This is a genomic window from Klebsiella sp. 141240 (genome assembly GCF_050600805.1).
GTDB classification, from domain to species: Bacteria; Pseudomonadota; Gammaproteobacteria; order Enterobacterales; family Enterobacteriaceae; genus Klebsiella; species Klebsiella aerogenes.
Map to the genome: position 1 here is coordinate 36,735 of NZ_JAQIRK010000011.1, position 12,001 is coordinate 48,735.

The window sequence follows — 12,001 nt, forward strand, 5'->3', positions numbered from 1 at the left end:
GCGGCAGACGGGCCGCAGGTGGCGTAATCAGGATGTTCAGGCGGAGCGGGAAGGAAGCTGGTAAATTTCGCTTTCCAGGTCGATCACTGCCTGCATATAGGTGCCTTTATCGCCAAAACCGTCGGTGATGATCTCCTGCAGAGTTCCCATCTGGTCGAACGGTTTGAGCTTCAGCACCTGAATATTCTCGATTTCTTCGACGCCGGCATCAGCGTATTTGTCCAGCAGATTACTGAGCACGGTCTGCGCGACATCGGAATATTTAGTGAAATAATTACGCTTGCGAACGTTGTCTGCACGCTCTTTGCGCGTGAGCGGCGGCTGACCATACACCACATGGCAGAGCATGTCGAACGGGTCGAGATCTTTGCCAACCTCTTCCGCCAGTACATCCCAAAGGATTCCCTGCAATTCGAGCTCTTTGATTACCGCCGCTTTGCGGTCAGCATCTTGCCATTTCTGAACAAAATCATCCAGTGAGGCGCAGGCTTTGAGCACGGTTTTGCGGGTGTAATCTTTGAATGACTCGGTGACCAGCTTGCCGTCGGCATCATAGTACTGAACGCGCTGAGACACGACGCTTACGGTGACACCGTTAATATGGAATTTGCGGATTCGGTTGTCTTCTTCTTCCGGAAGTAGGCCTGAATTGTCGAATGAGCCGGTTGTATACGTTGCCGGATCTTCATCTGCCCCTGTAACGTCGTCCTCTGCAAAAACGTCAAAATCGTCTTCATCCAGCTTTTCATCGAACCCGGAATTCGGGTCGGTAATGTCATCCGCAGTGGCTTCCATCACTTTTTCCGGGATACCGTCGAAACGCTCATCGGCGAAGAGCTCAGTGGCCTTTTTAAAGTCGAGAATGGTGAACCACAGTTTGCCGTAGCTTTCTTCGATGCGAGTACCACGGCCGATAATCTGCTTAAATTTGGTCATCGAGCGGATGGTTTGATCCAGCACGATCAGTTTGCAGGTTTTGACGTTCACGCCGGTGGTCATCAGTTCTGAGGTGGTCACAATTACCGGCCATTCTTTTTTCTTGTCGCTGAAATTCTGCAACTGACCTTTTCCTTCCTCGTCGTCGCCGGTAATTTTCATCACGTATTTATCGTTACGTTTTACCATCTCCGGGTTGAGATTGATCAGCGCCCGACGCATTCGTTCAGCATGAGGAATGTCTTCGCAAAATACGATGGTTTTATCCATCGGATTGGTGCGTTTGAGGTAATCGGTAATGGTTTTTGCCACCAGTTCAGTACGCTCGTCGATGACCATCGTGCGGTCGAAATCTTTCTGGTTATAGATTCGGTCGTCAATCAGTTCACCGTTGAGGTCACTCTGGCCACGCACGGGCCGCCAGCCCTGTAAATCAACATCAATATCGACACGTACCACTTTGTAAGGTGCGAGGAACCCATCCTCAATGCCTTCTTTCAACGAATAGGTGTAGATCGGATCGCCAAAATAGTCGCTATTGGAGATCTCGTGCGTTTCCTTCGGCGTGGCAGTCATACCAATCTGGGTAGCGGTGCTGAAATAATCCAGAATTTCACGCCAGGCGCTGTCTTCAGAGGCGCTACCGCGGTGGCACTCGTCGATGATAATCAGATCAAAGAAATCTGGTGAAACCTGCTTAAACGCTTTTTGATGCTCTTCATTGCCGGTTAACGCTTGATAAAGCGCAAGATGGATTTCGAAAGCGGGATCGAGAGTGCGCCCGGTGATTTTGGTCATTGCAGAACCGAAAGGCTGAAAGTCATCAAGTCGGGTTTGATCAACAAGGACGTTTCGGTCAGCCAGGAACAAGATGCGTTTTTTTACGCCAGCTTTCCATAAGCGCCAGATGATGTGGAACGCCGTCAGCGTTTTACCCGTTCCTGTTGCCATGACCAGTAATAATCTCTTTTGCCCGGTTGACACGGCTTCCAGCGTTTTGTTGATGGCCTGAAGCTGGTAGTAGCGCAACCGTTTCTCGCTGCCGTCGTTGTAATAATCTTGTGTAACGATCGGCATCTGGGCGGCGGTATAACCTTTCCAGAGGCAATATTTCTGCCACAGTTCATCAGGCGTTGGGAATTCGTCGAGGGTAATTTCTCGCTCAATCGCACCGGTTGCTGTTTTATCGTGGAAGATAAAGCCATCGCCGTTAGAAGCAAATGCAAAGGGAACATCCAGCAGATGTGCATAACCTAGAGCCTGCTGCATACCTTTGCCGATTTCATGCTTATTGGCTTTGGCCTCGATAACAGCTAGTGGCATATTGAGTTTGTGGTAGAGCACGATATCGGCGGATTTCACCGTTCTACGCGCCGCGACTTTGCCGCGCACGATGACCTTACCGTCCCGGAGTTTGACCTCTTGTCTGATTTGCGTTGTGTCGTTCCAGCCAGCATCAAGGATGGCGGGCATAACGCGTTTGGTGATGATGTCTGCTTCCGTCAGGGTACTCAGGTTCAGCTCAGCCATTGGGTTGTCTCATCAAATAGCAATGGACAAATTCTACACAGAAAATTAGGAGAAATCATTACAGTCTGTGTGCATTATTAGTGTTAACTCAGTGTCTTAGATGCATTCGTGAATGTTATGTTCAAATAAATGAGGTTTTAATATGGAAATTATTCAAGTATGGAGGACGTTTTTTCAGTATTTTAAACGGAAAAAATTGGATGCTGCGGTAGTTCTTTACGGCATAATCGCAATCTATTTAATTCCCTATAAGTTTCCTTTAAAAAATTACCTGGTTGCATTTCTTTTTGTACTTGTTCTAATTTTTACTTGTACTCAAGAAATACGGATTAGGGAATATATCAGTTTCTTTGTACGCACAGGCAATGATCACTTATTGACTCGGTGTGCTGGCATTCTATCGCTATCTGCATGGTCAATTTTCTTGCTCTTATTGTTGTCTGCTAATGTGTTTGTAAACGCCATAACGTATTGGTTAGCAATTTTATTTTCAGTCTCTATCCTTATTAGCAGCATTTTGACTGTTTTAGATATTGCCAGAAAAAATACAGCAAAAACCCTTAAAATTATCGGCTTTGCTGTTACCGTGTTTTCCGGTGTTTTTACATTTACCAGTAGTTATTCAGCCAGTATTTTCTGGCAAATCAGCAATCTGGCGCTATCTTCCTCGCCATGGTTAGAATATTGCTGGAAAGCCACGGCATTCCTTATGTTCTTCCTATGGCTATCACAACCAATTTGTTATGGATTATTTATCATTTACGGTGATAAGGCGAAAGGGTATCGAATATTTACATTAACGGGTGCCTTTATTATGTCAGTTTTTTTGTTTCTACTGGTTCCTAAATTGATTGGTGATGTTGCTTACTATGTGTTAAAAATCGCCATCAATTATGAATGGCGTGACGAAGCAAAGTGTGGCGATCTAAAAATCAATAATAAAAATGAAAAATACTTTGGTTTTAATACTGGGAAATATACTGTTTTTTATTCGGATAAAAATGATAAATGGGGTTTCTATGAGTTAACTTGTCAACAAGGGAGTAACAGGAAAGATTCATATATAGCGGCGCCTTTGCCTGAATATAATATACCAAAATGGTTAAAGTAATATATATCTCTTCTTCGAAACTGTTGTAGGTAAACGTTGATAGCTTCGAATTAGTAGGGGAAATACCGCCGAAGGCGGCGCTTGCCGCGCCTTTTCCGGGCTACCGGCCCGCAAACGGCTGTGAACCAGTAGCCCCGCTAAGCGCAGCGCGAGCGGGGAAATACTCAGGGGCTACCGGGCCCGCAAATAACGGCGAGCCCGACGCCCGGTGGTGTTTACCCTTCCAGATTCAGCTCCACGTTGCGCTTAAGCACCAGACGCATAATGGCGTAATAGACCACGCCGACGGCCAGCCAGCTCAGGCCGAGCACTTTGGCTTCAACATCCATCTCATAAATGACAAAGCCGATAATGCACAGCCCAATCACCGGGAAGAGCAGGTGCATCACCAGATTGCGCGACTTTTGGCGGATCAGATAGTGGTTGATCACCGCCACGTGCAGCACCAGGAAGCCCATCAGCGCGCCGAAGTTCACCAGCCGACTGAGGTTGTCGATATCGCCGTAGAACCAGAGACCGGAAACCAGTGAAATCAGCGCGACAAATAAGGTACTGACATACGGGGTTTTCAGTCGTGGATGCACCTTCGCCAGCAGCTGCGGGAGCTGCTTATCGCGAGCCATCGCAAACAGGATGCGTGAAACCGCCGCCTGAGCAACCAGCGCGTTGGCGATCCCCCAGGAAATCACCGTGGACCACATGGTGACGTATTTCAGCCATTGGCCGCCGGCCAGATTGGCGGTGTCGTAGAACGCGGTATCGAGGCTGCCAAATTTCATACCCTGCGCCAGATCCGCGGCAATCCAGGTCTGGACAATGAACAGCGTACCCACCAGCATCAGGGCGCCTAACGAGGCCTTGCCGACGGTATCGACGCCGCCTTTGGTTTCTTCCGACAGCGTCGATATACCATCGAAGCCGAGGAAAGAGAGTACGGCAATCGAGACTGCGCCCATCACCAGCGGCAGGCTGAATTTATCGGCATTATACAAGGGGTCGAGCGTCAGGTGGCCTGCCCCGGCTCCGTAATAAAGTGCAATCAATCCCAGCACCACAAAAATCGCGAGGACCACGATTTCAGCAACCAAAATGGTATTATTCGCCCGCGCGGTAAAGGTAATGCCGCGTAAGTTAATCAGGCTGTTAATTGCGATAAAGCCGATAATCCAGACCCAGCCCGGAACGCCCGGCAGCATCGGCCCCAGCGCCGCCGCGCTGACGATATACAGCAGCGATGGCACCAGAATGTAGTCCAGCAATATCAGCCAGCCGGCAAAAAAGCCGACGATAGGGTGTATTCCGCGCTGAGCGTAAGCGTATACCGAACCGGAAACCGGGAATGCGCGCGACATCGACCAGTAACTCATGGCGGTGAAAAACATTGCCACCATGCCGATCAGATAAGCCAGCGCCACCATGCCCTGCGCGCCATCCCAGACGTAGCCGAAGACGCCGAAAGGGGCGATGGGCACCATAAAAATCATGCCGTAAACCAGCAGATCGCGGAAGGTCAGCGCTCGATGGAGCTCCTGTTTATAGCCGAACTGTTCAACGCTCATGCTTGCCCCCATCAATCGACAGAGAAAGCTGTTCGGCGACCGTTTTCGGCAGCGCGTAGCGGCAGGTTTTCAGCGGATCAACGACCTGGCAAATTTGTAGGTCTCCGGCGATGCTCAGCACGTTGATCGCCTCAGCCAGCGTTAATGCGGTATTGTCGGCGATGAAATGGGCCATATTACGTGCCGCAAGGGCTGCCGCATCGTCGAGGGTAACGGCGGAGGCGAGGGTGAAAATCGTTTCGTTGTTTTCCAGCATCGGTAAGGGTAGCTGACGGTTTTTAACAACGGTTAACTCGACGAGGACTTCGCCCGGCACTTCCAGACCGCAGACAGACACTTCGCCATCCCCCATCGCGGCGTGCAAATCGCCCAGCCCGAATAGCGCGCCGGGCACGTTGACCGGCAACCACAGCGTGCTGCCGGCGGCGATCATTTTGCAGTCCATATTGCCGCCGTGACTATCCGGCGTGCCGCAGGATATGGGTTCTCCTGCTGGAGCAACGCCAATGACGCCGATCATCGGCTTCAATGGCACGCGCACGTTCCCCGGGAGGACCGCATGATCCTCGACGATTGGGACGATGGTGACCGTGGGCTCATGCAGTTCATCACCAATGACGCCGAGCTGCGGCGCGGTCACCATCACCGCCTGTTGAGCCGTCAGGGTGATGCGTTTGATGCTGACTTTTAAGCAATCGCCCGGCTCTGCGCCTTCAATAAAGACGGGGCCGGTCGCCGGGTTAATGCGCTGCCAGTCCAGTTCATTAAAGACGGCATCGGCTGAGGTAATTTGGTCGGAGAAGCAGTCGCAGGTTTCGAATAACACTTCACTTCCACTGTTGACGGTGGCGACAGGAACGTTATCGCGCGACATGGCGTAAACCACCCGATCTTTGGTTATTTTCATTAGATTCATCCCGGTAATATTGTTGTGTTTTTTTATTTGGTATTTCCCGTCGGGGAAAGGGTGAATGTATCGGGAATATCGCAGGAAGGCAATTATGAGTGGCCTAAGAGTGTTTGCGGTGATTATTATTTAAAATCAAAATGTTATACTTGGTTGTATTAAATATAATAAAGTGGTGTATCTAATGTTTTTTTGTTTATTGTCTTATTCACTATAGCTAATTTCCTGATTTTTACTGCTCACCTGCTTATTTTGCAGCATATTATGCCAAGTATAATTAAATTGGCGATCCGCGAGATACACCCATAGTAATTATCAATAACTCTTACTATTTTCGCCAGCACTTCGACTGAGCAGAGAAGAAGATAGCAATCTCTTGCCTGGCAACGAACTGGCGCAGGGTGATAAACCCATCGCTCCGGTGAGTACAGCGTCAGCGGAAAATCACTCCATCGCCACCTTCACCGCTTCCCCCAGCTTGACCATCACCTCTTTATGCTTCTCGATTGGCGGCAGGGCGCAGTTGATCCTTAAGCAGTTGCGATACTTCCCGGATGCCGAAAACAGCGATCCCGGAGCAACCTGGATCTTCAGCCGACACAGCTGCTTGGCGACGCAGACCATATCCACCTGTTCCGGCAGCTCGACCCAAAGCATAAAGCCGCCTTTTGGCCGGGTAACGCAGATCCCGCAGGGGAAAAACTCCCGCAGCCAGCAGGTATAGATCTCCATATTACGCTGATAGATCTGCCGCATCCGCCGCACGTGGCGGTGGTAATGGCCTTCGCGAATAAAGTTACAGGCCGCCAGTTGGGTTGAAGGGACGTTAGTGCCGCTGGCGGCGTACTTCATCTGCAGCAGACGATCGTAGTAGCGACCGGGGGCAATCCAGCCGATGCGCAGGCCGGGGGCGATGGTCTTGGTAAACGAGCTGCAAAGTATCACCCGACCGTCGATATCCCATGAATGAATCGTACGCGGGCGCGGGTATTCCGTCGCCAGCTCGCCGTAAATATCATCTTCGAAAATCACGATATCGTGGCGCTGGGCAAGGGACAGCACCGCGCGTTTGCGCGCGTCAGGCATGATGTATCCCAGCGGATTGTTGCAGTTAGGCACCAGGATCACCCCTTTGATTGGCCACTGATCCAGCGCCAGCTCTAAGGCCTCGATGCTGATCCCGGATTCCGGATCGGTTGGGATCTCAATGGCTTTCAGCCCCAGGCCGCGTAGTATTTGCATGGTGCCGTAGTAGCAGGGGGATTCGACGGCGACGATATCGCCGGGATGACACACCGACAGCAGCGCCAGCGATAGTGCGCTGTGGCAGCCGCTGGTGATCAGTAGATCGTCGGCGGTGACGACCGATCCGCCGTCGAGCATCAGGCGGGCGATCTGTTCGCGTAGTTCGCGACGCCCGGCCAGTTCGTCGTAGTTGAGCACTTCGCTGAGGTTGTGCTGAATTGCCCGGCTGAGTTCGCGCCAGATAGGCTTAAGGCTAGGCTGGGTGACGTCCGGCGAGCCGCCGCCGAAGGTAATGATTGATTTATCATTGCGCGCATCGAGCATGGTCAACACCTGGTCCCACTGGGTGATCTCCACCGGGCGCTGCACCGGGCGTGACATCGGCGGCACCGGCGCTTGGGCTTTGCGCGGGGCGACGAAATAGCCGGAGCGCGGCTGCGGCACGATCAGCTGTTGCTGTTCCAGCGTCTGGTAGGCCTGCTGAACTGTACTGATGCTGACGCCATGCTCCTGGCTCAGGTTGCGCACCGACGGCAGCTTTTCGCCGTGGCGATACAGCCCTTGTTCGATACGCTCGGCCAGCAGGCTGGCCAGATGTTGGTAGCGGGTCATGCTGTATCCTTAATTATCGCCATACAGATAGATAAACCAGTACAGATGGCGGTCAAAAATGGGGCATGGTGTACGTTTTAGCCAATCTGTATGTTAAAGAAAAGTGTTTTGTGAATCTGTATTGTTTGGGCCCGGATCCGTGAAGATAAAGCCTCTGGCAAGGCGAGGAGGTAGAGGATGGAATTTCACGAAAATCGGGCAAAACAGCCGTTTATCGGTTGGGTATTTCTGGCGCGAGCGATTAGAAAATGGTGGCTTCGTGGGCAAACGCGCAAAGTATTGCAGCGAATGAGCGACGAACAGCTGAAAGATGTCGGGTTGCGCCGGGATCAGATCAATTAAAAAGTGCTTTTTTGTAGCCCCGGTAAGCGTCAGCGATACCGGGGAATTACATTCACAAAATTTATCAATTGATGCTTCTACTCCCATCGTTTCTTGATACTTACCATGATAAGTATTATTTTCCCCACAGCTAAGTGAGGAAAGTAACATGACCGAAGACGAACTGTTTGCCCGCCGCCCGATGGGGATGCGCATGGCGATGGTGGTGCGCCAGTGGCGCGCGATTATCGACAGCGCCATTACCGATACCGGCCTGACCCAGTCAAGCTGGACGGTGCTGATGCAGCTGCATCAGCTGGGGTGCAACGTCTCGGTAAGCGAACTGGCGGAAGTGCAGGGTATTGAGCTGCCGCCGCTGATGCGCACTCTCACGCAGCTGGAAAAGCAGGGGTATCTACTGCGCTCAACATCGCCATATGACAAACGCATCCGCCTGCTTACGCTGACGGCGGAAGGCCGTACTATCCTGGAAAAGCTGAACCGCGTCATTGAGACCTATCAACAGCGCGTGACGGAAACCATCCCCGATGCGGATCTCGACACCTTCAGCGCCACGTTAAATCAAATCGCCTGCAACTTGCGGACAATCCGCGAAGAAGATAACAAGATCTAAAACACTATGATGACGCCAGAACAAAAATTTGCCCGCTGGGTAAGGGTAAGTATTGCCGCTTTCCTGGTGATATTCGCCTGGTTTATCGTTGCCGATATCTGGATCCCGCTAACCCCGGATTCCACCGTGATGCGCGTGGTGACTCCGGTCTCGTCGCGGGTCTCCGGCTACGTCTCGCACGTCTACGTGCACAACAATAGCCAGGTGAAAAAGGGCGACCTGCTGTATGAGCTCGATCCCACGCCATTCATTAATAAAGTTGAAGCGGCGCAAATCGCTCTTCAACAGGCCAAACTGAGCAACCAGCAGCTGGATGCGCAAATCGCCGCCGCTCGCGCCAACCTGCGCACCGCGCAGTACACCGCGCGTAATGACAAAGTCACTCTCGACCGCTACCAGCGCCTGAGCACCATGCAAAACGTGTCGCAATCGGATCTCGATAAGGTGCGCACGACATGGCAGACCAGCGAACAATCGGTCAGCGCCCTGAATGCGCAGATTCAGAACCTGCTGATCCAGCGCGGCGAGCGCGACGACAAGCGCAACGTGACGCTGCAGAAATACCGCAACGCGCTGGAAGAGGCGCAGCTCAACCTCGGCTGGACCCAGGTGCGCGCTGAGACCGACGGTATGGTCAGCAACCTGCAGCTTAATCCGGGTATTTACGCCACCGCCGCCACCGCCGTGCTGGCGCTGGTTAACAACAATACCGATATCGTCGCCGACTTTCGTGAAAAAAGCCTGCGCCATACGGCGGTGAATACCGATGCGGCGGTGGTGTTCGATGCCCTGCCGGGTAAAGTCTTCCCGGCGCACGTGACCAGCAGCGACGCCGGTATTCTTGCCGGTCAGGAAGCGGTGAATGGCCAGCTGTCGCAGCCTGAGCAGTCTACCCGCTGGGTGCGCGATGCGCAGCGCATGCGGATCCACGTTGCGCTGGATCAACCGCTGGATAAGCCGCTGCCCACCGGGGCCCGTGCCACCGTCCAGTTGTACAATAGCGATGGGCCATTCGCCCGCACCTTTGCCGGCCTGCAGATCCATCTGGTGAGTTTGTTGCACTATGTCTATTAACACCCTCGCGCGCGTCTTTACCCCGCATGGCAATATCGTCTACACGGCCAATGATTTTCGTCAGACGATACGCATCGCCGTCGCCGGCACCATCGCGCTGAGTATTTCGACCTTCTACGACGTGCAGTACGGCGTGTTTTTCGTGGTTTATCCGCTGATGCTGCTGTCGCTGGTGCCGGTTTTTAATCGCCACGTCGCCCGGCAGTTTGTGTTCAGCGCGGCGGTTAACTGCGTCGAAATGGTGCTCATCGTCGGCTATCTGTCGCAGTGGCCGGTAATTATGACATTAGTCGTCTTTGGTCTGTACGTGATGCGTTTTCGCTTTATGAGCCAGGGGCCGCTGTTCCTGCTGGGATCGATGGGCGTGGTGTGCCAGAGCACGATGCTCAATTTTATGAGCTATCCCACCAGCAACTGGCACACGCTGATGTTCTCCAATATGGAGGCCTGCGTGATGGCGGTGGCGCTGAGCGCGCTGCTGCACTATTTGATCCCGGATGTTGAACCGCGTAAGCCGCCGCCGCGCATAGAGAAAGACGCCGCGCGGATCCGCCATGAATCGCTGCTTTCCGGCACGGTTGCGACCATTATCTTTGTGATCTTTCAGATCTGCGATCTGAGCGATTCGCTATCGGCGCTAATGGCCGGGGTGCTGATCCTGTTTCCGATGCACTATCGCGGCGCGGTGATAAGCTCGATCTGGCGTGTGGCGGGGGTCGTGCTGGCTTGTCTGTACATTCTGGTGGTGCAGCTGATTATCTATGATTTCAGCAACCATATGATCCTGATGATGCCGCTAATTGGTCTTGGCCTGGCCTTTAGCGCCCGCCTGCACGTGATGGAAAAAGTGGGCGCGGGCGTAGGTTTCGCCAGTATCACCACCATCGGTATTATGTTTGGCCAGAACCTGCATCCGAATCAGGATCTGGTGTTCAGCGACCTGTACCGTATTACTTCGGTCACGGTCTCGCTGGTGGCGACGCTGACTATGGTGTTTCTGGTCCATCGAGTACTGAACTGCTTCGCGCCGACGCGGTTTGTGGTTACCGATTAATCCTCCTGCGGGAAGCGGGCGATGCAGCGCCACGCTTCCCCGTTTTGCTGATAAAGCGCCGCTGTATGCCCGGCGATTATCCAACTTCGCGCTGTTTTTTCGCCCCCCTCAATCAATACGCACAGCCCGCAGCCGCTGCGCAGCTGGCGGGGAATATCTTTTACCTCGAAGGTCATCCCTGCCGCCTGCAGGGCTTTGCGCATCCGCACGACGCCCACCGTTGAATGGAATAAGAATAGATATTTGCTCATCCGCGTCTCCGCTGGTGCTGGCCGATCAGCGCCGCGCCGATCGCCCCGGCAAACTGGGCGTCGGGATGGGTCGCGACCGGCATGCCAACATGCTTCTCCAGCATGCGGGCGAAGGCGACGCAGCGGCTGACGCCGCCGGTAAACAACAATGGCCCCTGTGCCGATAAGCGGCCAATAAAGTTCGCGCTGCGCCGCGCCATGGCGTTGATCACCCCGGCCAGAATTGACTCCGGCGCGACTCCGGCGGAACGCAGGCTGATGACTTCCGATTCGGCAAAAACCGTACACATGCTGGTGATGGCGTGCGGTTCTACGCCTTCGGTAATAGTGTCCAACTGGTCGACGCTGGCGCCGAGGGTCCGTGAAATAACTTCCAGAAAGCGCCCAGTACCAGCGGCGCATTTGTCATTCATCAGAAAGTCGCTGAGGTTGCCCTGCTCATCAAGCTGGATGACTTTGCTGTCCTGGCCGCCGATATCAATCACCGCGCGGGTTTCCGGCGCCAGCAGGCGCGCGCCGAGCCCGTGACAGGAAATCTCGGTGACTTGTTTATCGGCGAAATCGACCAACTGGCGACCATAGCCGGTGAGGGTTAAAAAAGGCGTTGTCGCGAGGTCCGCGCGCAGCGTCTCCCAGGCCTCGTGAATGGCATCGGCGGGGCGAAAGGGCGTCGGAATGAGGAAACGGCGCACGATGGCGCCGTCTGCCAGTAGGATGCCTTTGGTGGCGGTGGAGCCGGAATCAATACCTACCGAGTAGATCACGCT

The 12,001-nt window shown here is 53.2% G+C and carries 11 protein-coding genes; 5 read left to right on the forward strand and 6 right to left on the reverse strand.

Annotated elements, in window-relative coordinates:
* Window positions 1-36: 36 nt before the first annotated feature.
* On the reverse strand, window positions 37-2,466 hold the full coding sequence (hsdR, locus tag PGQ95_RS18265; protein WP_046883372.1) for an EcoAI/FtnUII family type I restriction enzme subunit R: 2,430 nt from the start codon (window positions 2,464-2,466) through the stop codon (window positions 37-39).
* A 142-nt stretch (window positions 2,467-2,608) separates the two neighbouring features.
* On the opposite strand from hsdR, the gene PGQ95_RS18270 reads away from it, so the two are divergent.
* Window positions 2,609-3,577 carry a hypothetical protein gene (locus PGQ95_RS18270; protein WP_046883371.1) on the forward strand — a complete coding sequence of 323 codons (969 nt, stop codon included), beginning with the start codon at window positions 2,609-2,611 and terminating at the stop codon, window positions 3,575-3,577.
* Window positions 3,578-3,792: 215 nt separating this feature from the next.
* On the opposite strand, the gene PGQ95_RS18275 is transcribed toward PGQ95_RS18270, so the two are convergent.
* The 3 genes from PGQ95_RS18275 to PGQ95_RS18285 form a co-directional block, all read right to left on the reverse strand.
* Complete coding sequence (locus PGQ95_RS18275) at window positions 3,793-5,136, reverse strand: APC family permease (RefSeq protein ID WP_046883370.1); 1,344 nt, start codon at window positions 5,134-5,136, stop codon at window positions 3,793-3,795.
* A complete protein-coding gene (locus tag PGQ95_RS18280; RefSeq protein ID WP_046883369.1) occupies window positions 5,126-6,043 on the reverse strand; it encodes an acetamidase/formamidase family protein in 918 nt (305 codons plus the stop codon). Before PGQ95_RS18280 ends, PGQ95_RS18275 begins: the two co-directional genes overlap by 11 nt.
* A gap of 444 nt (window positions 6,044-6,487) precedes the next feature.
* Window positions 6,488-7,900, reverse strand: a complete 1,413-nt coding sequence (locus PGQ95_RS18285; RefSeq protein WP_047063727.1) for a PLP-dependent aminotransferase family protein — start codon at window positions 7,898-7,900, stop codon at window positions 6,488-6,490.
* A 177-nt stretch (window positions 7,901-8,077) separates the two neighbouring features.
* Between PGQ95_RS18285 and PGQ95_RS18290 the strand changes: the two genes are divergently transcribed.
* The 4 genes from PGQ95_RS18290 (at window position 8,078) to PGQ95_RS18305 (ending at window position 10,983) form a co-directional block, all read left to right on the forward strand.
* The gene (locus PGQ95_RS18290; RefSeq protein ID WP_064571553.1) at window positions 8,078-8,242 is read left to right on the forward strand and encodes a DUF1127 domain-containing protein; all 165 of its coding nucleotides are present in this window, start codon (window positions 8,078-8,080) and stop codon (window positions 8,240-8,242) included.
* A gap of 148 nt (window positions 8,243-8,390) precedes the next feature.
* Window positions 8,391-8,855, forward strand: a complete 465-nt coding sequence (locus PGQ95_RS18295) for a MarR family winged helix-turn-helix transcriptional regulator (protein ID WP_049047305.1) — start codon at window positions 8,391-8,393, stop codon at window positions 8,853-8,855.
* A gap of 6 nt (window positions 8,856-8,861) precedes the next feature.
* Window positions 8,862-9,929, forward strand: a complete 1,068-nt coding sequence (locus tag PGQ95_RS18300) for an HlyD family secretion protein (protein WP_430918963.1) — start codon at window positions 8,862-8,864, stop codon at window positions 9,927-9,929.
* Complete coding sequence (locus tag PGQ95_RS18305; protein ID WP_430918965.1) at window positions 9,919-10,983, forward strand: DUF2955 domain-containing protein; 1,065 nt, start codon at window positions 9,919-9,921, stop codon at window positions 10,981-10,983. Before PGQ95_RS18300 ends, PGQ95_RS18305 begins: the two co-directional genes overlap by 11 nt.
* Here PGQ95_RS18305 and PGQ95_RS18310 read toward each other — a convergent pair.
* Together PGQ95_RS18310 and yjiL are read right to left on the reverse strand one after the other, a co-directional pair.
* Window positions 10,980-11,234 carry a DUF3343 domain-containing protein gene (locus PGQ95_RS18310; protein WP_213317803.1) on the reverse strand — a complete coding sequence of 85 codons (255 nt, stop codon included), beginning with the start codon at window positions 11,232-11,234 and terminating at the stop codon, window positions 10,980-10,982. The genes PGQ95_RS18305 and PGQ95_RS18310 overlap by 4 nt on opposite strands.
* Complete coding sequence (gene yjiL / locus PGQ95_RS18315) at window positions 11,231-11,998, reverse strand: putative 2-hydroxyacyl-CoA dehydratase activator YjiL (protein WP_430918967.1); 768 nt, start codon at window positions 11,996-11,998, stop codon at window positions 11,231-11,233. The genes PGQ95_RS18310 and yjiL overlap by 4 nt, the downstream gene beginning before the upstream one ends.
* Window positions 11,999-12,001 lie beyond the last annotated feature (3 nt).

What these genes read in the sequence shown, in the direction of transcription:
- PGQ95_RS18290 (WP_064571553.1), top strand. Translation starts at nt 8,078, where the DNA reads ATGGAATTTCACGAAAATCGGGCAAAACAGCCGTTTATCGGTTGGGTA.
- PGQ95_RS18285 (WP_047063727.1), bottom strand. Translation starts at nt 7,900, where the DNA reads ATGACCCGCTACCAACATCTGGCCAGCCTGCTGGCCGAGCGTATCGAA.
- PGQ95_RS18310 (WP_213317803.1), bottom strand. Translation starts at nt 11,234, where the DNA reads ATGAGCAAATATCTATTCTTATTCCATTCAACGGTGGGCGTCGTGCGG.
- PGQ95_RS18270 (WP_046883371.1), top strand. Translation starts at nt 2,609, where the DNA reads ATGGAAATTATTCAAGTATGGAGGACGTTTTTTCAGTATTTTAAACGG.
- PGQ95_RS18305 (WP_430918965.1), top strand. Translation starts at nt 9,919, where the DNA reads ATGTCTATTAACACCCTCGCGCGCGTCTTTACCCCGCATGGCAATATC.
- PGQ95_RS18280 (WP_046883369.1), bottom strand. Translation starts at nt 6,043, where the DNA reads ATGAAAATAACCAAAGATCGGGTGGTTTACGCCATGTCGCGCGATAAC.
- hsdR (WP_046883372.1), bottom strand. Translation starts at nt 2,466, where the DNA reads ATGGCTGAGCTGAACCTGAGTACCCTGACGGAAGCAGACATCATCACC.
- PGQ95_RS18295 (WP_049047305.1), top strand. Translation starts at nt 8,391, where the DNA reads ATGACCGAAGACGAACTGTTTGCCCGCCGCCCGATGGGGATGCGCATG.
- PGQ95_RS18275 (WP_046883370.1), bottom strand. Translation starts at nt 5,136, where the DNA reads ATGAGCGTTGAACAGTTCGGCTATAAACAGGAGCTCCATCGAGCGCTG.
- PGQ95_RS18300 (WP_430918963.1), top strand. Translation starts at nt 8,862, where the DNA reads ATGATGACGCCAGAACAAAAATTTGCCCGCTGGGTAAGGGTAAGTATT.